Source organism: Algoriphagus sanaruensis (assembly GCF_001593605.1).
Lineage (GTDB): Bacteria > Bacteroidota > Bacteroidia > Cytophagales > Cyclobacteriaceae > Algoriphagus > Algoriphagus sanaruensis.
In genome coordinates this window covers 2,265,718-2,289,586 of sequence record NZ_CP012836.1, presented here as the reverse complement: position 1 = coordinate 2,289,586, position 23,869 = coordinate 2,265,718, and the positions used below count along the sequence as shown (strand labels likewise).

General features: G+C 40.2%; 18 protein-coding genes. 14 read left to right on the top strand and 4 right to left on the bottom strand.

Translation table 11 applies throughout. From position 1 onward, the window contains the following. Positions 1-56: 56 nt before the first annotated feature. Together AO498_RS10020 and AO498_RS16965 are read left to right on the top strand one after the other, a co-directional pair. Positions 57-578 (top strand): hypothetical protein, encoded by a 522-nt coding sequence (locus AO498_RS10020; RefSeq protein ID WP_067546827.1) that lies wholly within the window; start codon positions 57-59, stop codon positions 576-578. A gap of 122 nt (positions 579-700) precedes the next feature. After that, on the top strand, positions 701-892 hold the full coding sequence (locus AO498_RS16965) for a hypothetical protein (RefSeq protein ID WP_082792217.1): 192 nt from the start codon (positions 701-703) through the stop codon (positions 890-892). 20 nt (positions 893-912) lie between these two features. Here the strand turns inward: AO498_RS16965 and AO498_RS10015 are convergent, their stop codons facing one another. Beyond that, positions 913-2,073 carry a THUMP domain-containing class I SAM-dependent RNA methyltransferase gene (locus tag AO498_RS10015; protein WP_067546825.1) on the bottom strand — a complete coding sequence of 387 codons (1,161 nt, stop codon included), beginning with the start codon at positions 2,071-2,073 and terminating at the stop codon, positions 913-915. 264 nt (positions 2,074-2,337) lie between these two features. Between AO498_RS10015 and AO498_RS10010 the strand changes: the two genes are divergently transcribed. From AO498_RS10010 to AO498_RS09995, 4 genes are all read left to right on the top strand, one after another. Continuing rightward, positions 2,338-3,705 (top strand): 3-keto-disaccharide hydrolase, encoded by a 1,368-nt coding sequence (locus AO498_RS10010; RefSeq protein WP_067546822.1) that lies wholly within the window; start codon positions 2,338-2,340, stop codon positions 3,703-3,705. 23 nt (positions 3,706-3,728) lie between these two features. Continuing rightward, positions 3,729-5,078 carry a Gfo/Idh/MocA family protein gene (locus AO498_RS10005; RefSeq protein ID WP_067546820.1) on the top strand — a complete coding sequence of 450 codons (1,350 nt, stop codon included), beginning with the start codon at positions 3,729-3,731 and terminating at the stop codon, positions 5,076-5,078. Between the two features lie 273 nt (positions 5,079-5,351). Continuing rightward, positions 5,352-8,369 (top strand): SusC/RagA family TonB-linked outer membrane protein, encoded by a 3,018-nt coding sequence (locus AO498_RS10000; protein ID WP_067546817.1) that lies wholly within the window; start codon positions 5,352-5,354, stop codon positions 8,367-8,369. A gap of 17 nt (positions 8,370-8,386) precedes the next feature. Continuing rightward, positions 8,387-10,066 carry a RagB/SusD family nutrient uptake outer membrane protein gene (locus tag AO498_RS09995; RefSeq protein ID WP_067546814.1) on the top strand — a complete coding sequence of 560 codons (1,680 nt, stop codon included), beginning with the start codon at positions 8,387-8,389 and terminating at the stop codon, positions 10,064-10,066. A 179-nt stretch (positions 10,067-10,245) separates the two neighbouring features. Here AO498_RS09995 and AO498_RS09990 read toward each other — a convergent pair whose 3' ends face one another. After that, positions 10,246-11,271: a LacI family DNA-binding transcriptional regulator gene (locus tag AO498_RS09990; RefSeq protein ID WP_067546811.1), complete on the bottom strand. Its 1,026-nt coding sequence runs from the start codon at positions 11,269-11,271 to the stop codon at positions 10,246-10,248. Positions 11,272-11,452: 181 nt separating this feature from the next. Here AO498_RS09990 and uxaC point away from each other — a divergent pair, with 181 nt between their 5' ends. The 6 genes from uxaC to AO498_RS09960 all read left to right on the top strand — a co-directional run bounded on the left by uxaC (position 11,453) and on the right by AO498_RS09960 (position 18,773). Continuing rightward, positions 11,453-12,895: a glucuronate isomerase gene (uxaC, locus tag AO498_RS09985; protein ID WP_067546808.1), complete on the top strand. Its 1,443-nt coding sequence runs from the start codon at positions 11,453-11,455 to the stop codon at positions 12,893-12,895. A gap of 2 nt (positions 12,896-12,897) precedes the next feature. Continuing rightward, on the top strand, positions 12,898-13,713 hold the full coding sequence (locus AO498_RS09980; protein ID WP_067546805.1) for an SDR family oxidoreductase: 816 nt from the start codon (positions 12,898-12,900) through the stop codon (positions 13,711-13,713). 134 nt (positions 13,714-13,847) lie between these two features. After that, positions 13,848-15,026, top strand: a complete 1,179-nt coding sequence (uxuA, locus tag AO498_RS09975; RefSeq protein ID WP_067546802.1) for a mannonate dehydratase — start codon at positions 13,848-13,850, stop codon at positions 15,024-15,026. Positions 15,027-15,219: 193 nt separating this feature from the next. Beyond that, positions 15,220-16,941, top strand: a complete 1,722-nt coding sequence (locus AO498_RS09970; protein ID WP_236778587.1) for an acyl-CoA dehydrogenase family protein — start codon at positions 15,220-15,222, stop codon at positions 16,939-16,941. Positions 16,942-17,013: 72 nt separating this feature from the next. After that, the gene (locus AO498_RS09965; RefSeq protein WP_067546796.1) at positions 17,014-17,952 is read left to right on the top strand and encodes a UDP-glucuronic acid decarboxylase family protein; all 939 of its coding nucleotides are present in this window, start codon (positions 17,014-17,016) and stop codon (positions 17,950-17,952) included. A gap of 101 nt (positions 17,953-18,053) precedes the next feature. Continuing rightward, entirely contained in the window at positions 18,054-18,773 is a 720-nt protein-coding gene (locus AO498_RS09960) for a DUF5715 family protein (protein ID WP_067546793.1), read from the top strand. Between the two features lie 54 nt (positions 18,774-18,827). Here the strand turns inward: AO498_RS09960 and AO498_RS09955 are convergent, their stop codons facing one another. Both AO498_RS09955 and AO498_RS09950 read right to left on the bottom strand, forming a co-directional pair. Continuing rightward, complete coding sequence (locus AO498_RS09955) at positions 18,828-20,216, bottom strand: arginine decarboxylase (protein ID WP_067546790.1); 1,389 nt, start codon at positions 20,214-20,216, stop codon at positions 18,828-18,830. A 186-nt stretch (positions 20,217-20,402) separates the two neighbouring features. Then, positions 20,403-20,837 carry a hypothetical protein gene (locus AO498_RS09950; protein WP_067546787.1) on the bottom strand — a complete coding sequence of 145 codons (435 nt, stop codon included), beginning with the start codon at positions 20,835-20,837 and terminating at the stop codon, positions 20,403-20,405. Positions 20,838-21,031: 194 nt separating this feature from the next. Between AO498_RS09950 and AO498_RS09945 the strand changes: the two genes are divergently transcribed. Both AO498_RS09945 and argS read left to right on the top strand, forming a co-directional pair. After that, complete coding sequence (locus AO498_RS09945; protein ID WP_067546784.1) at positions 21,032-21,982, top strand: arginase; 951 nt, start codon at positions 21,032-21,034, stop codon at positions 21,980-21,982. A 95-nt stretch (positions 21,983-22,077) separates the two neighbouring features. Then, positions 22,078-23,868, top strand: a complete 1,791-nt coding sequence (gene argS, locus AO498_RS09940; RefSeq protein ID WP_067546781.1) for an arginine--tRNA ligase — start codon at positions 22,078-22,080, stop codon at positions 23,866-23,868. The last annotated feature ends 1 nt before the right edge of the window (position 23,869 follow it).

Here is a 23,869-nt window from a genome sequence, read left to right as displayed (position 1 = left end):
TCTCTAAAAAATAACTGGAAATGAAACAGAGATCTCACCCAATCTTGTTCATTTTAATGACAATCCTCCTGACTACAAACCTTGGATTTAGCCAAGAAATTTCGAAGTCATTGCTATGGACCGACCAATTGGACACCTTGTTCCAACCTGCGATCAACTCTCCTGACTACTTGGTCATCAAGAAATCAGAATGGAATGGTATCAAGGAATTATTTAATGAATCCATTAAAGCGCAGGAAACCCAATTCATGCAGCGAGAAATTGATCGAATGATGGTGGATAGCACAGAGCATGTCAAAACTTCTAAGATCTTACCTATAGAAAAGTCGGAAGCAGCGACCAATAATCCACTTCTACTCCTACTCATTCCATTGATCGGTTATGCCGCTTTTATTACGTTTAAACTTTATGCAGAACGTGAACGAGTTAAACTCAATCAGGACATTTTGGATCAAACTGAAAAAGAATTTCAAAAACATAAAAAATCAAGTGTTGAAAGAGAGCGAAAGCTGATGCGAGAATTAATCGACACAAAAAATAAGCTTGAAGAAATCAATATCAGCACTCAGAAAGCATAAGATTGTTCGGTAGGGTGTCCGATTCTAAAACACTTTTTGAGTTTCCGGTTATCCAAAAGCTTGATTTTGAGGATTTCTTTTGATGGAACAGATTTTGGGCAAGGAAAAGAAATTTCAAGTTCATGCTCACATTTCTTCTCTGGCTCATTCTATTTATCCTTTGCTGGCCACTTGCCCTTGTGGCATTCGTCCTTTATCCTATCGTCTGGTTAATTCTTTTACCGTTCCGAATCTTGGGATTTGCTATTGATTTAAGTTTCGACCTGGTAAGAAACTTATTTATGCTTCCTTTCAGACTCATTGGAGTAAAGTAAAAATCAAATAAGGCTCAGGATTAATCTCTTCTTCCTTGATACAAATCGTATTTGAGAAGTCTACAATCGATAGTCGCGTTCCAAAATTCGATCCTTCGACTTGCCTTTAGTCCAACCTTCTTTGCGAGTTCCATATTTCCAGTAAATATGTATCCTCTATATCCAGCACATTTCTGCTTCATAAAGTCCCCCATCCGTTTGTAGACTTCCTCCAATTCTGAATTTTCCCCCAAACGCTCTCCATATTCTGGGTTAAACATGATTACCCCTTTAGGGCCTTCAGGAATTTGAGTTTCCGCAAAATCACAAACCTCAAACTCAATCATGTGCTCCACTCCTGCATAGGCAGCATTTTCCTGAGCAAACGAAACTGCCTGAAGGGAAATATCGGAAGCGATTATTTTGACACCGGGATCATGAATAACTTTTTGCTCCAACTTTCTTTTTTTAGCTTGGTAGGCCTCTTCTTTGTATCCCTTAATTTGCTGAAAAGCATATTCATCTCGGAACAAACCCGGATAGCGTTTACTTGCCATTAATGCAGCTTCGATAGCAAGTGTACCGGATCCACACATCGGATTAATAAAAGGAACTCTGGTATTCCATTCCGTTGCCATAATTGTTGAAGCAGCCAAAGACTCCATCATTGGTGCTTTTCCTGGAATCTTTCTGTAGCCATGTTTTGCCAAGGTTTCTCCAGAGGTGTTCAAATACACAGTGGCATCCGTCCCTTTCCAATAGACCTGAATCACCAATCCAGAAAGGTCTGGCCCAGAATCCGGTCGTCTTCCATAAATCTGACGGAATCGATCTACAATTGCATCCTTTACCTTGACATTGACAATCAATGGTGTCGTAATTGATTCATTTTCAGCTGTCGACTGAACTGAGAAATAACCGTCTACATCTAAATATTCTTCCCAAGGAATCGCTTTAAATCTTCGATAAATATCTTCAGCATCATGAAGGTAAAATGATTTTAACTCATACAAAACAAGCGAGGCAGTTCGCAAGTGAAGATTGAGATCCATACAATCTTCCATGCTGGCCGAAATTTCAATTCCAGTTCTGGAAATTGATTTAGGGAAAAAACCCAGTTCCCGTAATTCCTGCTCCAAATAGACCACAGAGCGATCCTTGCAGGTGATAAAAACATTTTGTTTTTGGTTAAAATCAATCATGCGCAAAAGTAACAAACGGATTTTGCAATCCTCTAACTCACCCAAATAATGTCCCCTACTCTAACCTTTCATCACGAAAGACATGACTCACATTGCAATCGTTTTCGTAAATTAGATCTTGCTATAATTGATCCTACTAGGCTATTTATGGAATTTAGAGAACTCTTCCGAAAATGAATCTTCAAGCTCAAACCCTGTAAGATCATTTAGGACTAGCATCAGCATACGAATTCCAACAAAAACAATAAATCCAAATCAATACCTATGAAATTTAAATTACTTACGCTGTTGCTTTTGCTTTCACTAAACCAGATTGCATCAGCTCAAAAAGAAAATTGGAAAAACCTCTTTAATGGGAAAGACCTAAGTGGATGGAAGGCTGTGGCCGGTAAAGCTACTTTTGAAGTAAAAGACGGAACAATCGAAGGAACGGCTGTTTTTGGAACAGGAAACACCTTTTTGGTCTCCGAAGAAATGTACACCGACTTCATCTTGGAAGTAGATCTAAAAATCAATCACATTTCCTCCAACTCAGGGATTATGGCTAGAGGTCAATTTAATCCTGATGCGAGAAATGGTCAAGGTTTGGTCTATGGCTATCAAATAGAAGCAGATCCTACCCCGAGAGCCTGGTCTGGAGGTATTTATGATGAAGCTAGAAGAGGATGGTTTTATCCATTGGATCTGAATCCTGCTGCAAAGTCAGCTTTCAAAATGGGAGAATGGAATACCTATCGAATCGAAGCCATTGGAAACACAATTAAAACCTGGGTAAATGGTCAAGAAGTCGCCTATTTCATGGATGATATGGATGCCAAAGGGTTCATTGGACTACAAGTCCATGCGATTCAAAAACAAGAAGATGAAGGCCGGAAAACCTATTTCAGGAATGTCCGAATTCAAACGGAAAACCTCAAACCCACTTCATTCAAAGGAGACGTTTTCGTGGTCAGCACTTTGAAAAACGAACTTTCGGACTTGGAAAAAAAGAATGGCTGGAAATTATTGTTTGACGGTAAATCAAGCCAAGGATGGAAAGGCGCTTACAAAGAATCTTTCCCTGAAAAAGGATGGACGATTAACGATGGAGAATTAACCATTCAAAAATCTGATGGAAGTGAATCGACCAATTTCGGCGATATCGTCACCACTGAAAAATTCAGTGCTTTTGATTTGGCATTTGATTTCAAAATTACAGAAGGCGCAAATAGCGGAGTTAAATATTTCGTAACTCTTTCGGAAGGAAATTCAGGATCGGCAATTGGATTGGAATACCAGATTTTGGACGATGCCAATCATCCTGATGCCAAGCAAGGCATTAACGGAAATCGAACTTTGGCTTCACTTTATGATCTCATAAAGGCTGAAAAACAGGCGAGGTTTGTTCGCAAACCAGGAGAATGGAATCAAGGTCGGGTGGTTGTTTATCCTGACAACAAAGTAGAGCACTATATCAATGGGGTTAAGGTCGTGGAATATGTAAGGGGATCACAGGAATACCGAGACTTGGTAGCAATTAGCAAATACAAAATCTGGAAAAACTTTGGCGAAGCTGCTGAGGGTCATATTCTACTTCAAGACCACGGAGATGAAGTTCATTACAAAAACATCAAAATCAAGGTATTGAAATAATCTTTTCATGAACGCTAATTACCATGAGCAATTCGAATCGACGAGAATTTATTAAGAAAAGCGCGGTGGCAACTTTAGGAATCTCCGCTTTCGGGGCCGTAGGGTTTTCTCCAAAATCGTATGCCCGAATTATCGGAGCAAATGATAGACTGAATGTTGCTATCGCAGGATTAGGAAGAAGATTGGGGGCTTATTATGAACCCATTGGGCTCAAATCAAGCAATGTCAACCTGCTTTATTTATGCGATGCGATGAAATCCCAAATGCCGAAAGCAGCCAAAAACTTTGAAAAATGGATTGATTACCAACCCAAGCAAGAACAGAATATTTTAAAAGTTCTGGAAGACAATGAGGTGGATGTGCTGATCAATGCGACACCTGACCATTGGCATGCTCCAGGAACTTGGCTAGCAATGGAGCGGGGAAAACATGTGTATGTTGAAAAACCTTGTTCTCATAATCCATGGGAAGGAGAATTATTGATTGCCTTGCAAAAGAAATACAACAAGGTCGTTCAAATGGGCAATCAACAACGGTCAGCCCCAGAGAGTAGAGAAATCATTTCTGCCATTCATAATGGAGCAATTGGAAAAGTATACATGGCCAAAGCCTTCTATTCCAATAACCGTGGAGCTGTTCCTTTACCAAAAGCCCAAGCTGCCCCAGATGGATTGGACTGGGATTTATTTCAAGGACCAGCACCAAGAAAACCCTACATGCATGACACTTGGGATTACAACTGGCATTGGTATGGTTGGGATTATGGCACTGCAGAAACCGGAAATAACGCAACACACGAATTGGATGTGGCGAGATGGGCTTTGCAAGTAGACTATCCTAGTGAAGTCATGATCACCTCGGGAAAAATGCATTATCCCGAAGATGGATGGGTGATGTATGACACCATGGATGCTACGTTTAAGTTTGGCAATGGTACCATCATTCAATGGGATGGAAAAAGCCGAAACAGTTACAAGACCTACGGATCAGATAGAGGTACTATTATTTATGGAACGGAAGGTTCAGTGTATGTAGATCGGGGTGGTTACAAACAATTTGATCGAAGCGGCAAAGAGGTCAAATCCAATTTAGCTTCAAACAATGAAGGAGGAACTGTCCTAGGCGGAGGTGGCGATATGAGTACCACTCACGTGGTCAATTTCTTTAATGCAGTTCGAGGAATCGAAAAGCAAAATTCCAATATTGAGGAAGGCGCAGTATCTACCTTACTCTGCCATTTGGCAAACATTTCAAGTCGAGTCGGGGAAAATTTAATCTGCGATCCTAAAAATGGACATATCCTAAACTCGGAAAAGGGCAAGGCACTTTGGACCCGAGAATATGAAAAAGGCTGGGAACCGCCGAGAGTTTAATTAGTACCAAATCTTTTTATCCAAAACACCTGCTTCTCCTCAAGAGGCAGGTGTTTTTTATTATTTCAAATCCTATTAAGGAGGCAGTGAACAATTTAAAATTTGGCTTGCAATCGTTTCCGTAAATAGCAGATTTTATGAATTGTCCCAATGGCTCCTTCTATCTACCTTTTAGAATCAAAAAACTAGTCTTTTAACCACTTATACCAATGACATAAAAATTACCTGTATTGTAAAACCAATTATCTATCAATAACAATAACCCCTATTACTATGCAAACAAAATTCTACACGTACCTGATGGTGGTGGCGATGTTGTGGTTAGGCACCGGGATGGTGTACGCGCAAGACATCCAAGTCACCGGAACGGTAAACGATGAAACAGGATCACCACTACCAGGTGTATCCATTCTATTGAAAGGTACCACAAGAGGTACCACTACGGACTTAGATGGAAAATTTTCCATTTCAGGACCAAGTTCTGGTGTATTGGTCTTTTCATTTATTGGATACAATACCGTAGAGGAGACAATTGGAAGTCGAAGTAAAATTGACCTTAGCTTGACTCCTGACATGTCAAACCTCGAAGAAGTGGTAGTTGTCGGTTATGGTACTCAAAAGAAAAGTCAATTAACAGGCGCTATTTCTTCGGTAGGAAATAAAGAAATCCAAGAACTCCCGATTACTGATGCACGTCAAGCGCTTCAAGGTCGAGCTGCTGGGGTAGACGTAGTTCAGCCAGGTTCAAAGCCAGGTTCCGCGCCACAAGTTCGAATCCGTGGTCGTCGTTCTTTCAACGCTTCCAACGAGCCTCTTTATGTAATTGATGGTATTCCAACTGTAGGTGGCTTGGAAGATATCAACCCTCAAGACATCACCTCTATGGAGGTATTGAAAGATGCTTCTGCGACTGCGATTTATGGATCCAGAGGTTCCAATGGGGTTGTTTTGATCACTACAAAAAGAGGTAGCGCAGGTAAAACGGTAGTTTCTTTAGACTCATATTACGGAATTTCCAGCGAACTGGGAAGAATCGAAGTATTCGACGGACCTGGATTTGCGGAATATAAGCGTGAATCAAGAAGAGCTACAGGTGCCTATCCAGAAGGGCCTGCAACTGCAGAAGCAGATGCCAAACTTTTCGAGCCTGTAGAGCTTGAAAGCATCAATCTGGGAAGAAGCACTGACTATGTGGCTGGCTTGATGAGACAAGGCAATATTCAAAGCCACCAGATCGGTGTATCAGGAGGCAATGAAAAAACTAGCTTCTTCGTATCAGGAAACTACTTCAAAGATCTAGGTGTAATTCAAAAACAAGACTTCAGCCGATATACTTTCCGAATCAATTTGGATCATAAAATAAGTGATAAAGTAAGAATCGGTACTTCAACTCTTATCACTTTCAGTGAGCGAAATGGTGAAAACTTCAACCCAATCGGAGGTGCCTTACAGGAAAACCCACTAGGCAAACCTTTTGATGATGAAGGAAATTTGATTTTCTTACCTACTTCTGACGGTCTGAGAACCAACCCATTCGCTGAAGTAGTACCTGGTGCTCAAGTAGATGAAACCTATCGTACCAGAATTTTCAACAGCTTGTATTTAAACTGGGAAATTGCTAAGGGTCTAACCTACCGGGTTAACTTTGGTCCTGACTATACTGTAAGGAGAACAGGAAGATTCACCGGATCTCAAACCAATTCTCGTAGAGGTGGTGATGCTACAGCAAGCGTAGATGATAGATTTCAGTTAAACTATACGTTAGAAAATATTCTTACCTATACCAAAACCTTTAAGTCAGTACACAATTTAAATCTGACGGCACTACAATCTTTCCAAAGAGACAAGTTTGAACAATCAACCATATCTGTCCTTGGTATTCCTGCCCCTTCGCAGCTTTACCACAGATTGGGAGATGCCTCACAGATCACAGGTGCCAATACCAATTTGGTAGAATGGGCTTTGCTTTCTTACATGGCTCGTGCAAACTACGACTACAAAGGAAAGTACCTTATAACTGCGACTGTTCGTGCTGACGGTAGTTCCAGATTCGGTCAAAACAACCGATTCGGTATTTTCCCTTCAGTAGCTTTTGGATGGAACATGCACGAAGAGTCTTTCTTGAAAAACTCCTCTTTCGTAGATCAATTGAAATTTAGAGCTTCTTATGGTTCTATCGGTAACCAAGCGATTACGCCATATCAAACACAAGCCTTATTGGGCAGAACCTCCTATGCATGGGATAATACTGCAGCATTTGGATATCGGCCAAATACCATTGGTAACCCTGATTTGAGATGGGAAACATCTACCACATTCAATACCGGATTTGATTTCTCAATTCTGAAAAACAAAATTTTCGGTTCAATTGAGTATTATATCACCAATACTTCTGACCTACTCGCGCCACAACCACTACCGAATTCAACAGGTTTCGGCGGCTTCACAACCAATATAGGAGAAACTCAAAACCGAGGTATTGAACTATCACTTTCCACACTTAATATTGAGAAGGGAGATTTTACCTGGTCAACTGATATGATTTTCACCAGAAATCGGGAAGAAATTATATCCTTGCCAAATGGCGATGACATTGCTGCTGGAAGATTCATTGGTCAACCATTGACTGTTTTTTACGATCTCAAAAAGATTGGAATCTGGCAAACATCAGAAAGAGATATTGCTACTTCTTTTGGTGACAAAGTCGGTGAAATAAAAATTGAGGATGCCAATGGAGATGGAAAAATCAATTCACTTGACAGACAGGTTCTTGGATCGGCGGTACCTGATTTCTCCATAGGTATGACAAACAGATTTGCTTATAAGGGATTAGACGTTTCCTTCTTTGTCTTCGGTAGAGTAGGATCATTGATCCGAAGTGCTTTCCATGATAACTTCAATTCCTTATTTGGTCGATACAACAACCTTGCTGTAGATTATTGGACGCCTAATAACCCCACCAATCTTTATCCAAGACCAAATCAAAACCAGGAACGGCCAAAGTATAATAGCTCTATGTCTTATTTCTCTGGCACATTCCTGAAAGTAAGAAACATAAACTTTGGATATAATTTTGCCAGAGAGACCGCTGAAAAAATCGGCTTGACAAGTCTAAGATTGTATTCAAGCATTCAGAATCCATTCATTTTCTCTGAATACCGCAAGGTTCATAAAGGTATCGACCCTGAAACCTTTATCGATGGCGAACAAGGAGTAGAAGGCGGGGTAATCAATGCCAACATTGCTCCTCCTGTGGTTCAATTCACCTTTGGTATCAATGCTAAATTTTAATCAAAAGCAGAAAGACGATGAAAACGAATAAGATCACATATACCGTAAAAAATATAACACGCATTGGGGCTTTGGCAGCAAGTTTACTGTTTGTCCAGTCCTGCCAAGATGCTCTACAAGAAGATGTTATCTCTCAAATTGGCAGTGAATATCTAAATACCTCAAAGGGACTAGATGACGCTGTTAGTGCAGCCTATAGTACCATGAGAATTTGGTATGGAACTGAACGAGGAAATAATTTCACTGAATTTGGAACAGACATCTACACCAACGGTGCGGATGGTTCATGGAAATTCATGAATACCTACACCAATCAATTTGATTCCAACAATGGTCATGCTAGAGAATTGTGGGACGAATTTTATCGTGGAATAAATACCTGTAACGCAGTTATTGATCGTGCAGCAAATATCACGGGCGTATCAGATGCTGTTAAAACACAACGTATCGCCGAGGCAAAATTCATTAGAGCACATCACTACTTTATTTTGGTTCAATTGTTTGGTCCAGTAGAATTGAGACTTACAGAAACCAATGTCCCAACCAAAGAAGTAAGCAGAACTCCAGAATCTGAGATTTATGCAGCGATTATCCAGGATTTGACAGAGGCAATTCCAGGTTTGGAAAACAAAAAAGCTTCTTCGAATTATGGTAGAGCTACTCAATATGCCGCAAAACACCTGTTGGGTAGAGTTTATTTAACCAAAGGAACATCATCTGCTAAAGCTGGAGATGATTTTGCAAAAGCAGAAACCGAACTTCAGGCAGTGGTTAATAATGGCGTTGGTCTAAAGCTACTTCCTGATTTTGGTCAAGTTCATGCTTTCGGAAATGAAATCAATGACGAAGTAATTTGGTCGGTTCAATATACTCGTAGCCCATTGACCAATGGTGGAGGTAACAACTCTCACGTATTCTTCCTTATGGAATACGATACTCAGCCTGGTATGCAGCGTGACACTGAAAACGGCCGTCCGTTCAAGCGTTACAGACCTACAGTCTATGCGATGGAAACTGTGTTCCAAAATCGTGAAAACGACAGCCGATACAAAAAGTCATATAAGGACACCTATAGATCAAATAGACCAGGAACCTATAATGCCTCTTTTGATAATACAAAGGGATCTTTAACGTTCGCAACTGGTGACACAACCATGTTCCTTCCTGGGTACGAAATGACTCCAGAAGAGCGTGCAAAGCGTCCTTATCAAGTATTGGTACCTAGTGCTTATACAGAAAAACTCTTTCCAGCATTAACCAAGCACCTAGATCCAGGACGAGTTGACCGTACTCAATTTGAAGGTGGACGTGATTACATCGCTATGAGATTAGCTGACACCTATCTCCTACTTGCTGAGGCGCAATTCCGTCAAGGAAAAATCGCTGAGGCTACTGCTACGATCAATGTGGTAAGAAGAAGAGCTGCATGGCCTGGCAAAGAAGCCGCAATGGAAATCACAGCGGATCAAATGACCTTTGATTTCTTAATGGAAGAAAGAGCAAGAGAATTGACCGGTGAGCAAACTCGTTGGTTGGATTTGAAGCGTTGGGGCAATCTAATTGAGCGAGTTAAGTTGTATAATCCTCAAGCAGCTCCAAATATTAAAGACTTCCATGTATTGAGACCAATTCCACAAAACCAAATTGACCGGGCCGAAGGCGGTGCTAGCGCATTCCCTCAAAACCCTGGATATTAATCTCAATCCTATATTCCATTTTAATAAGCTGCCTATATGGGCAGCTTATTTTTTTGCCCCTTTATGAGAACGAAAAATGGACAGAAATAAAAAAACCCTACTAATAACAGCAGGGTATTTTCAACTTAAAAACCAAAACAAATGAAAGTTGTTGACCGGCTTTCTTACCGAAATGGATGTTATACTACAATGGTAGAAGCGCGCATCGTAATTTTTGAAGGCACAGTGATCAATTGATTAGGTAGATCAGGTTGACGTGGCTTGGTTAATTTTTTCATCAATAGCTTCGCACATTCCTCACCAATACTGAATGCAGGCTGAGTGATTGTGGTTAAGCTAGGCGTGAGTAAACCTGCAATGCTCAGATTAGAGAAATAGCTAACGATTTTCAGATCTTGAGGGATTTTTAGATCTGTTCTACGAACTGCATGATAGGTAGCCAAAGCAAGTTTTTCCACAGAAGACAAAATACCATCAGGACGATCCGGAGATTGTAGCATTTGTCTGATAGCCTCAATGTTTTCTTCTTCCCCTTGACAGCAGGTCAAATTCAATCCAGGCTCAGGAGATAAGCCTGCATGACTCAGTGCGTCTAAATATCCTCTATGCCGATCCTTAGTGATAGAAAGTTCTTTTGATAACATTAAGAAGGCGATCTTTCGACAACCTTGCTGAATCAGATGCTTGGTGCCTTCATAGGCACTATCATAATCATTGGTGATAAATTTTGTGGTAGGAATATCTGTACAAATCCGATCAAAAAATACCAATGGAAATCCTCGCTCGTGTAACCTAGTCAAATGAGATATATCGCTGGTCTGACTGGAGACAGACATGACAATTGCATCTGCCCGACCATTCATCAATAGGTTTACGATTCTTTTTTCTCGGTCCACATCTTCATGGGTACTATACACCAAAAGATGATACCCATATTGTTGTGTTATTTCTTCTATTCCATCCACAACCTTTGAAAAAAAGCTACTCATCCGCTCCGGAATAACGACCGCAATGGTTTTACTCTTATTCTCACGAAGACTTCGAGCAAATGGATTAGGCTGATAATTCAACTTTTCTGCCATCGAAATCACCTTTTTCTTAGTGGCTTCGCTGATTTCATAGCTATCATTTAAGGCACGGGATACCGTAGATGGAGAAAGTTTTAGCTCTGCGGCCAATTCTTTGAGATTGACTCCGGTACTCATAGGCTGGTTAGGGTTTATTGTTTGAAAAATCTACATATTTTTTTTCAAGTACAAAAGAGTCCCGAACTTCGGCCTGCATAAATGTGCAATCGTTTTCGTATTTAAATAATTCTAGAAGCCGTAAATCAAGGTAAATTTATTTCACAATTCGCCCATAAATAACCCTCTTGGCTATTCGCTTATGCTGACTTCACAAACTGAAAAATCATTTCTGACTGAAGATTTCCTTTTGCATTCAGGGTATGCAAAAATCCTATACCATGACTACGCGAAACATTTACCCATCATAGATTATCATAATCATCTTCCTCCTGCTGAAATTGCCTCCAACCGAAAGTTTGAGAACATCAGCAAAATTTGGCTTGCAGGTGATCATTACAAATGGAGAGCCATGAGGACTTTGGGGGTTTCTGAAAACTTTATCACTGGACAAGCCTCTGATCCAGAAAAATTTGAAAAATGGGCTTACACTGTTCCTTTTACCATGAGGAATCCTTTGTACCACTGGACTCATATGGAACTCAGTCGGTATTTTGGAGTTCAAGGGCTTCTTACTTCCAAAAACGCCTCTGAAATTTATTTCCAAACCAGTGAAATGCTCCAGGACCAAAGTTTCAGAGCTCGAAATTTGTTGGAATCTATGAACGTGGAGGTGGTCTGTTCAACAGATGATCCCGCAGATGATCTTTCTCATCATGAAACTTACTTTAACAATCCAGGCAAAGTAGAACTTTATCCTGCCTTTAGACCAGATAAGTCATTCGCAATCGAAAACCCAATGACTTATGCATCCTACCTTGAAAAATTAGGTAAAGCTGCAAACCTTGAAATCAAGTCTTATGATGATCTTTTAGGTGCGTTAGGAAATCGAATTTCATATTTCCACGCTAGAGGCTGTAGACTTTCTGATCATGGCCTTGAGCACATGTGCTATTCGAAAGATTCCAACTTATCTCCCGAAGGAATATTCTCCAAAGTCATCGGAGGTACAGCTCCTTCGACAGAAGAAGTGATTTTCTTTAAGCATCAAGTCCTTAAGTTTCTTTGTCAGTCTTACCATAAGAACGGTTGGAGCCAACAGTTTCATTTAGGAGCATTACGAAATACCAATTCCCGAATGTTGGCAACATTAGGTCCGGATACCGGCTTTGATTCCATCGGAGATTTTGACCAGGCGACAGCTCTCGCAGCATTCCTAAACGATTTAGATTCAACCAATCAACTTGCGCAGACCGTCATTTACAACTTGAACCCAAGAGATAATGAAGTCTTCGCAACTATGATCGGAAACTACAATGACGGTTCAGTCAAAGGCAAAATTCAATTTGGATCTGGTTGGTGGTATTTGGATCAAAAGGACGGAATGGAAAAACAAATCAATACCCTTTCAAACATGGGATTGATCAGCTGTTTTATTGGAATGCTCACAGATTCAAGAAGTTTCTTATCCTTTCCTCGACATGAGTATTTCAGAAGGATTCTTTGTAACCTTTTTGGCCAGGATGTAGAAAATGGGGAATTACCTTGGGATGAAAAATGGCTCGGAAAATTGATTTCTGACATTTGCTATTTCAATGCTAAAAACTACTTCGACTTTTCAAATCAAAACTACACCTTCAAATAAACATGAGCGATCTTTTCTCCCTTTCGGGTAAAAAAATAGCCTTTTCCGGAGCCACCGGAGTACTAGGAAAAACAATGGCAGTTCACTTGGCCAAGGAAGGTGCGGAACTTTTGATTTTGGGAAGAACACCAGAAAAAGTGAGTGACCTTGTGAGTGAAATTAACTCACACGGAGGAAAAGCTTGGGGATATTATGTCGATGTGACTGATGAAGATTCTATTTCAAAAGTTGCTCAAGTCATAGAAGCGCAACATGGCCACATTGATATCCTGATCAATTCGGCGGGAGGAAACATGCCTGGTGCAGTAGTTCGCCCCGATCAAAACTTCCTAGACTTGGACACAGACGCATTGCGAAAAGTAATGGATCTAAATTATTTGGGAACCGTGCTTCCGATCAAGGCCTTACTTCCACTTATGCTCAAAAAAGGAAAGGGAAACATTCTGAACATTAGTTCAATGGCTGCTTCTAGACCTATGACACGAGTAATGGGATATGCTTCTGCCAAAGCCGCCATCGATAATTTAACCAAATGGCTTTCCGTAGAACTTGCTCAAAAGCATGGACCTAATTTCCGTGTGAATGCGATCGCTCCAGGTTTTTTCCTGACAGAACAAAATAGAACCCTATTAACGGAGGCAGATAAGACCTTGACAGTACGAGGAAAACAAATTATTTCACATACTCCCATGAGTAGATTTGGAAAACCTGAAGATCTTTTGGGAGCTCTTCAATGGCTTTGCAGTGATGCATCTGCTTTTGTCACAGGTACGATCATCCCCGTCGATGGAGGATTCAGTGCTTATTCGGGAGTATAGATTGAAGGATTGTGAGTTAATAGGAAATCAAAACTAAAAAGTATTGATGAAAGTCCTTAAATCTGTAAACCCTTCATCTTGAATTTCCAGATACATATAAAGTCAATTACCAATACACCAAAAACACCATTTCCATGAGCTTTAAAATGGAACAAACGATGCGCTGGTACGGTCCTAAAGACCCCGTAAGCCTACGCGATATACGTCAAGCTGGAGCCACTGGAATAGTCAGTGCCCTTCATCATGTGCCAAATGGCGAAGTCTGGAGCCGAGAAGAAATTAAAACCAGGAAACAGATAATAGAAGATGCAGGCTTGACTTGGTCAGTGGTAGAATCTGTTCCTGTCCACGAACAAATCAAAACCCGAACTGGTAATTACCAGCAGTTCATCGCAAATTATCAGCAGACGATCCGAAACTTAGCCGCTGAAGGAATAACCACTGTTTGCTATAATTTCATGCCCATCTTGGATTGGACCAGAACCAATCTAGAATATGAACTCCCAAATGGTGCTAAGGCCCTTCTTTATGAAAAAAAGGCTGTGGTTGCCTTTGATTTATTCATTCTTCAACGTCCTGAGGCATTCCAAGAATATTCTAAAGAAGAAATTGAGGAAACCAAGGCCTATTATGAAGCGCTGTCTCCTGATGTCAAACAGCTAATCATAGATAATATTTTAAAGGGTCTTCCTGGTTCTGAGATCGGTTATACCATGGATGAATTTCGCGCCATGCTTAAAACCTACGAAGGAATCGATGCGAAAAAACTAGCCGATCATCTCCGCTTATTTCTAGACTCAGTTACTCCTGTAGCTGAAGAAGAAGGCGTCTTTCTATGTATTCATCCAGATGACCCTCCATTTTCATTGTATGGACTCCCTCGTGTGGTAAGTACTGCGGCGGATGCAAGAAGAATTTTGAAAGAAACTCCAAGCCATCACAACGGCCTGACCTTTTGCACGGGAAGCTATGGAGTACGCTCTGACAATGATCTTCCTGCCATGGTCCGAGAATTTGGGGAACGAATTCATTTTATCCATTTAAGAAGCACCAAGAGTACTCCTGAGGGTAATTTCTTCGAAGACAATCATCTGGAAGGCGATGTGCCTATGGTAGACGTCATTCATGAGATTTTAAATTGGCAGGAAAAAAGAGGAAAAAGCATTCCAATGAGACCTGATCATGGCCATCAAATGTTGGATGATTTGAATAAAAAGGTCTCCAATCCTGGCTATACCGGCATTGGTCGGTTGAAGGGATTGGCAGAGATCCGAGGAGTAGAAGAAGCTTTGCTTTGGATGAAAAAGAAATAAATTAACCTAACCCATACCTTCCTAACCCTGGAGATTGAATTCTTCAGGGATTTTTTTTAACTGAATTTCCTTTACAAATTGGGAAAAAACTACCCAAACAGTTTCTATCCTTCACCCAGTTTATACAACACTGATGTCCAGATTTTACTCGAAAAAAGACTTGATATTTCAGCTTTTTGAAAATCAGAACGTTTTGAATTTGACTGCCCTACCCAATTTTTCGGACCATTCGGAAGACACCTTCAAGCTGATTTTGGATGCTGCAGAGCAGATTGCTACCAATTCGCTTTACCCAATTTTCAGAGAAATGGATCGCCAAGAGCCTCAATTAATCGATGGCTTGATTCGTATTCATCCCGGAATGAAATCAATCATCCAAAAGTTTGGTCAGGATGGATGGGTTAATGCAATTTTTCCCTATGATGAAGGTGGACAACAACTCCCTTGGACGATTCACATGGCTGCTGGTTTTATTTTCCAAGCAGCCAATTATTCAGCAAGTGTTTTCCCGTTTTTAACTACTGGAGCAGCTAACTTGATTCGGACTTTTGGCTCAGAACAATTAAAGGAAAACTATTTACCCAAGATGTATTCTGGCAACTGGCAAGGCACAATGGCTTTGACAGAACCTGATGCTGGAAGTTCCTTATCCGATTTGAGTACAACAGCATTCCCAACAGATCAACCGGGAGTATTTAAGATCAGAGGACAAAAAATATACATTTCTGCAGGTGATCATGATGCTTGCGAAAACATCATTCATCTTATGTTGGCTAGGATTTCAGGAGCTCCTTCAGGCACGAAGGGAATTTCACTTTTTGTGGTTCCAAAAATCCGGCTGGATGGAAAACCAAATGACGTGCTGACGCAAGGTATTTATCATAAAATGGGCTATAAAGGAGCTCCCATTGCTCATTTGATGATGGGAAGCCAAGATGACTGTGAAGGGTATCTTGTTGGAGAGGAAAATCTCGGATTAAAATACATGTTTCAGATGATGAATGAAGCTCGACTTGGGGTAGGAATGAACGCCGTTGCTATTGCCACAGCAGCTTTTCATGCTTCTTTAACCTATGCTAAAGAACGTCCTCAAGGCAGAAAAGCAAATGAAAAGGATCTTCAAAAACCACAAATACCAATCATTGAACATGCAGATGTCAAACGAATGCTTCTTGTCCAGAAATGTATCACTGAAGGGAGCTTAGCATTGTTGATTTATTGCGGAATCCTTTCCGATAAAATAGCTCAGGAATCGGATAAGGAACTAAAGCTGAAACAAGAGACTTTACTCGATTTCTTAACGCCAATTGCAAAGAGTTATCCTTCCGAAATGGGAGTTATCAGTACTTCCCATGCAGTTCAAGTGTTGGGAGGTGCAGGATATACCACTGATTTTCCGGTAGAACAATATTTTCGAGAATCCAGAATTCACCCAATCCATGAAGGCACCACAGGGATTCATGGATTAGATCTCTTGGGCAGAAAAGTTTGGATGGAAGATGGCTTAGGGTGGAAACTTTGGCTTAATGAAATACAGGAAGGCATTGGTGAAGCTAAACGATGGTCAGAACTAATTGATTTAAGCACCTCGTTCGAAAAACAGTTGACCACGTTTATTGAAGCTTCGGGCCAAATGTTTGAAAAACGGAAATTAGGCGCAGAAATATTGCTGGCAGATGCGAGTCTTTTTTTAGAGGCTTGCGGAATTGTTTCAATCGCTTGGATGTGGGTAAAACAAGCTATCACTGCCCAAGAAAAACTTCAAAACGGTACGCAGGAAACCCATTTCTATCTGGGAAAAATTGAAGCTTTCCGATATTTTATTTCCTATGAATTACCCAAACTAACAGGGATCATACAGCGATTCTATGCCTCAGACTTCCCTACTTTAACCATGGAAAAAGAGTGGTTTTAAATTCCAAAATTTGAAATCCATCACATTTGATTATTTTTGACCACACGTGTTTTTACCCTTAGTTAATTATTAATGAAAAGAATTTTAGTAAGTGGTGGTGCAGGATTTCTTGGTAGCCACCTTTGTGATAAACTTCTCGCTGAAGGTCATGAAGTTTTGTGTGTAGATAACTTTTTCACCGGAAATCGGAGAAACATTCACCACCTGTTAGACAATAAAAACTTTGAACTTCTTCGACATGATGTCACGCATCCTTTGTATGTAGAAGTTGATGAAATTTATAACCTCGCTTGCCCAGCCTCTCCGATTCATTACCAATTTGACCCAGTTCAAACCACCAAGACTTCCGTCATTGGTGCGATGAATATGCTTGGTCTAGCCAAAAGATTAAAAATCAGAATCCTTCAAGCTTCTACTTCTGAAGTTTATGGTGATCCTGAAATTCACCCGCAACCTGAATCCTATCGTGGCAATGTAAACACCTTAGGACCTCGAGCCTGCTATGATGAAGGTAAAAGATGTGCTGAGACTTTATTCTTTGACTATAATCGTCAGCATGGCGTTCCGATTAAAGTCATGCGGATTTTCAATACCTATGGACCTAGAATGCATCCAAATGATGGTCGCGTAGTTTCCAATTTTATTGTCCAAGCATTAAAAGGTCAAGACATTACCATTTATGGAGACGGAAAGCAAACGAGATCTTTCTGCTATGTAGATGACAACATTGATGGCATGTATAAATTAATGAACTCTAGAGAGGGATTTACTGGGCCGGTTAACATTGGAAATCCAGGAGAATTTACCATGCTAGAATTGGCTCAACAGGTTATAGAATTAACCAATAGCAGTAGCAAGCTTGTATTCATGCCTCTCCCACAAGATGATCCGATGCAACGGAAACCTGTGATAGACCTTGCAAAACAAGAATTAGGATGGGAACCTAAAATCCCACTCAAAGAAGGTCTTGTAAAAACTATCGCTTACTTCGACTCCATACTAAGCGAATAAAAAACTAGAGACCGCCCATTAAGCGGTCTCTTTTTTTCACAGAATACAACCGTTGACCATAATTTTCTTGGAGCCTTGCTCAAGGAAGAGTTCCTTCCCACATGAAGAAATCCACCCTTCTGTTTATTTCCTCCTTTACGATAGTTTTTTCAATCTACCTATTTGCTGTTATTACATTTCAGCCAGAACTAAAAGAGGAAATATCCCTATACATCGAGCAGTTTTTGAAGACTAAAAAATCCAAGCTCGTCGAGGTAAGCGAATCAGCTCCAGTGAAAGTTGAAAAAACTGAAAACCTAATTCCATTTTCCGGAAGACTCAAAAAGGACACTTACGAAGAACATTTGGGAGTAGCTGGAAAACAAGGCCTGGAATTAATAAGGAATGATTATCACCTATTCCAAAAGGTTTTTGAACTTGCCTTAGTGAAGATCGAAAAAGGAAAAGGATACCAAGTGGATACTCTAACCCACAGTTTTCCTTATTTAACTCCAACATCAAAAGAAATACTCGAAGAAATCGGCCTGGCATATGAAGGCCTAGCGGGAAAAGATCAATTTTTCACTATCTCTTCTGCAACCCGAACTGAAGAGCAACAAAATGCTCTCAAACGTAGAAATCGGAATGCTACTGATGGTGAAAGTTCACATTCCTTTGGGGTATCAGTAGATATCTCCTATATCCGTTTCAATGGCATAAGAAATTGGGATGGTAATGCACAGAAAAATTTGGAAACAGTTCTCAATCACTTTCAGCAAACTGGAAAAATCTACGTAATCAAAGAACGGAAACAGAGCTGTTATCACATTACCTTTCGGTAGAATGCAAAAAAGACCGCCTTTCAGCGGTCTTTTTTACTTCTGTCTTATCCCTTTTTAATACCCCAAAGTCTTCAGCATACTCTCTTCAGTCTGATCTTTCGCGAAAAGCCAGTGTTTGATTTCACCAGTTTCATCCCGATCGATCAACACATGCTTCGGCGCAGGAATCAAGCAATGTTGAATTCCTCCATATCCTCCAAGTGATTCTTGATAAGCTCCGGTATGGAAAAAGCCGATGTATTGCTTCTTCCCCTCCTGGATTTTTGGAAGGTAAATATTGAATTGGTGGGCTTCTGAATTATAATAATCCATACTATCACAGGTCAATCCTCCCAAAGAAATACCTTGGTAAGTCTCATCCCAATTATTGACGGCCAGCATAATGTATTTTTGATTTAGCCCCCAGCTATCTGGCAACTGCGTGATAAATGATCCATCGATCATATACCATAACTCCTTGTCATTTTGAAGCTTTTCTTCAAGGATAGAATACAGTACTGCCCCACTCTCTCCTACCGTGTAGCTTCCAAATTCGGTGAAAATATTAGGTTCGGTGGTGTTGTTTTTAGCACACATCCACTTAATATTTTTCACGATTTGATCAGCCATATACTGATAATCATAATCAAAGAACACATTGGTCTTAATTGGCCAACCTCCTCCGATATCCATGGTATCCAAACTTGGAGCTACCTTTTTCAAATCCACATATTTCTGGATAAATCGAGTCAATTCTGACCAGTAATAAGCGGTATCCTTAATCCCAGAATTGATGAAAAAATGAAGCATCTTTAGGCTTACCTGAGGATTGTTTTTGATCTTTTCCTCATAAAGGCTGATGATATCATTGTAGCGAACCCCAAGTCTAGAGGTGTAAAAACCAAACTTAGGTTCCTCGTCAGAAGCGATCCTAATTCCTACTTGAAATGGAACCTTAACATGCTCCAAGTAGTAATCGATCTCGGTCAAATTGTCCAAAATCGGAATACAGTTTACGAAGCCATCATTTAGCAATTCAGAAATGTATTCTTTGTATTTCTCACGCTTGAATCCATTGCAAATGATATAGGTTTCTTTGGTGATTTTGCCTTTGGCATAAAGACTTCTAACTAATGGAATGTCAAAAGTGGAGGAAGTCTCAATGTGAATATCATTTTTCAAAGCTTCATCTAGGACAAAGCTGAAATGAGAAGACTTGGTGCAGTAACAGTACGTGTAATTGCCTTGGTAATTATGGGCTGCCATGGCGTTGCCAAAAAACCGCTTCGCATTTTGGATATTCTCCGAAATTTTAGGCAAATAGGTCAGTTTGAGAGGCGTTCCATAGGTTTCAATGATCTCCATCAGATTGACACCATTAAAAAAGAGCTCGTTGTTTTCTACGTGAAACTCTTTGGTTGGAAAGTCAAAAGTCTGTTGGATCAGGTCAATATATCTGTTCATTTACCAAGGGGGTTAAATCAAAATCAAGGTGCAAAAATTGCGCTTTTATCGGGGGATATCAAACACACTTAAAAAAACTTCTCCCAGCCAGTAAAGTTTCACCCAATGGTTTTCTTGAATCTTCAACACGACACATTTCAAAAAAAAAGGATCAACCTCGAAAAGTTAATCCTTTGTAAATCTTCATCAATCCCAATTTTTTTGATGCAAAGCTTTTTGTATCAACTGTTGTTCTGCTTGGTATCGTTTCCGACTTGCAATGATCTGAGCTAAAAGTTTTTTAAATCGGATTTCACTTTTTAGAAGCTTCGAGATTTTCTCAAAAAACAATTCAACCTCTTTTTTTTCACCTAAAGAGCAGGTAAAAAACACTTTTGAATTTAAATGATCATAAATCAGGCTCAAGGTTTTAGGCTTTCCTAAAAGAATCAATCCTCTAAATAGTGGAATCAAGGAAACAAATTCCTGCCCGAATTGACAGTTACCATGCATCATATTGCCGGCTTCTTGAAATGATATTTTCAAGACATCAAAATCACCATTTAATGGAAGGGCGGAAGTTGAAAGCGTCAAAACTGTACTACCTGTTGAATGGAATTTTGGTGAGGCAATGGCGGACATATTTTTTTATTGTTTGATCTGATGCACCAAAGGTATTCAAAAAAATCTATTTTCCTATTTTCCCTATCTTTTTTATAGGGTTTAAATTTTACAAATTCATTCAACTACTAATTCGGAAACCAAATTTCAGGCTATGAACCTTTTTCCTAGTTTTGCACAGCCATTCGTTAGCGAAAACCCAAGTATAATCTTTTATGAGAAAAATTAAATTAGTGGAAGTTAGGTCCGAAATAGCTGCTGGAACAAGAGGCGCTAGTTTAGGAATCGATGCAGTCAAAATCGCCAGTTTGGACAAAAAATCGAACTTTTTCACCCAATTTGACCCGATCAATGTGCAAGATGCGAATAGCTTTCTTTGGAAGGGAAACAAGTTTCCTCATGCTAAATACATTGATGGAGTCTACCAAGTTTTAAAAAATGTTTACTCCACGATTGAATCCCTTCGATTAGAAAAGAAATTCCCGATCGTACTTGCCGGAGATCATAGTACTGCTGCTGGGACGATCATGGGAATTAAGGCAGCTCATCCTGAAAAAAGACTTGGAGTAATCTGGATTGATGCACATGCAGATCTGCATACACCTTACACCACCCCTTCTGGAAATATGCATGGGATGCCACTCGCCATGACTGCTCAGTTGGATAATATCGAATGTCAAGTCAACACCCCCAGCTCTGAAACGATCACTTTCTGGGAAAAAATCAAAAAAATCGGAGGTGATCATCCAAAAATACTTCCTTCAGATATAATTTTTATTTCAGTAAGAGACACCGAAACTCCTGAAGATTATCTCATGAATCATTATGGGATTCGGAATTTTTCGACCCAGGAAGTCAGAGAAAAAGGAGTCAAATCGATCGCAGTAGAAGCACTGGAGCTCTTAAAAGATTGTGACCAACTCTATATCTCTTTTGATGTGGACAGTTTGGACAGTTCAATTTCAGTTGGAACTGGAACCCCGGTTCCCAATGGGCTTACTGTAGCGGAAGCTATTGAACTCAACGCAGAACTAATCAAAGACAAGCGAGTATGTTGTTGGGAAATCGTGGAGGTGAATCCCACCCTGGACACTGAAAATACAATGGCTGAAATTGCATTTGATGTTTTAGAAATTACGACCAAATCGCTAGTAGAAAACTTCTAAATCGGAGAATACCTCAAGAAACCATCGCATGGGAAGTTCCCTTCAATAATTTTCTTTATGTACCTTCGCGTTCCTAGCGGTAAAATTTACCATCCATGAACTTTCAAGAATCAATCATAAAGGGCATTCAGCTCGCGTTCCAGAATATTTTCAATCACGAACTCTCCGAGGAGCAGATCAGCTTATCCCCAACAAAAAAAGAATTTGAAGGAAGTTACACTTTTGTGGTTTTTCCTTTTCTGAAAATTTCTCAGACTACTCCAGAAAATACAGCCAATCAAATTGGTGACTATTTAAAGGCTAATGTTCCTGCTGTTAGCGATTACAATGTCGTCAAGGGATTTCTCAATTTGGTATTGAATGAGCGAGTTTGGTTGGACTTATTCCAAAAGCTTTACAGCACGGATTCGGTTGGTCAATATCCATCCAATGGTCAAAAGGTAATGGTGGAATATTCCTCTCCGAATACCAACAAACCTCTTCACCTAGGACACCTTCGAAATAACTTTTTGGGATACTCGGTAGCTGAAATCCTGAAAGCTTATGGATATGACGTGATCAAGGCGAATTTGGTCAATGACCGAGGTATTCATATTTGCAAGTCCATGGTCGCCTACCAGCACTTTGGAAATGGCGAAACTCCAACTTCCTCCGGACTTAAAGGAGATCATTTGGCAGGTAAATATTACGTCAAGTTTGATGTAGAATACAAAGCTCAGATCAAGAACCTGATCGCTGAAGGTCAATCAGAAGAAGAAGCTAAAAAAAATGCACCGATACTTCTTGAAGCACAAGAGATGCTCCGTCAATGGGAGGCTGGTGACGAGGAAGTAGTTTCTCTTTGGAAGCAAATGAACGCTTGGGTTTATGAAGGTTTCGATGCCACTTACAAACGAATGGGAGTTGATTTCGATAAGTTTTATTACGAATCAAACACCTACTTATTAGGTAAGGATATTGTCGAAGAAGGACTTGCGAAAGGTGTCTTTTTCAAAAAGGAAAATGGCTCTGTTTGGGTTGATTTGACGGAAGAAGGACTGGATGAAAAATTGGTACTTCGTGGAGATGGCACTTCGGTGTACATCACCCAAGACATGGGGACAGCTGATTTAAAATACAAGGATTTCGCAATTGACAAATCTGTATATGTAGTTGGTAATGAACAGGATTACCACTTTGATGTCTTGTTCAAAATCATGAGGAAACTAGGTCGAAGTTATGGCCCAGGTCTGTATCATCTATCCTATGGAATGGTGGATTTACCAACTGGAAAGATGAAATCCCGTGAGGGAACTGTCGTCGATGCAGATGACCTGATCCAAGAAATGATCGAAACTGCGGAGCACCACACCAAAGAACTTGGTAAGATCGAAGGTTTTACCAATGAACAAGCCAAAGAACTGTATGAAATCTTGGGATTAGGAGCACTGAAGTATTTTCTTCTGAAGGTGGACCCTAAAAAGAGAATGCTCTTTAATCCACAAGAATCGATCGAATTTCAAGGCTATACTGGTCCATTTGTCCAATATTCCCATGCTCGAATTGCAGCTATCTTGAGAAAAGCAGAACAGATTGGGGTTGACTTTCAAGCCCCAGATTTCTCTAATGTCCATGAAATCGCGGAATCTGAAACAGCCCTGATCCAAATCTTGAATGACTTCGATCGAAAAATTAAACTGGCTGCAGAAGAATTTGCACCATCCATTATTGCCCAATACCTCTTCGACTTGGCAAAAGAATACAATCGATTCTATGCTGATCTTCCGATTTTCCATGAAAAAGATCAAGCTATTCAAGCCTTTAGAGTTGCTCTTTCTGCTCAAACTGCCAAAACAATCAAAAGAGGAATGAGTTTGCTCGGTATACAAGTTCCAGAACGCATGTAAT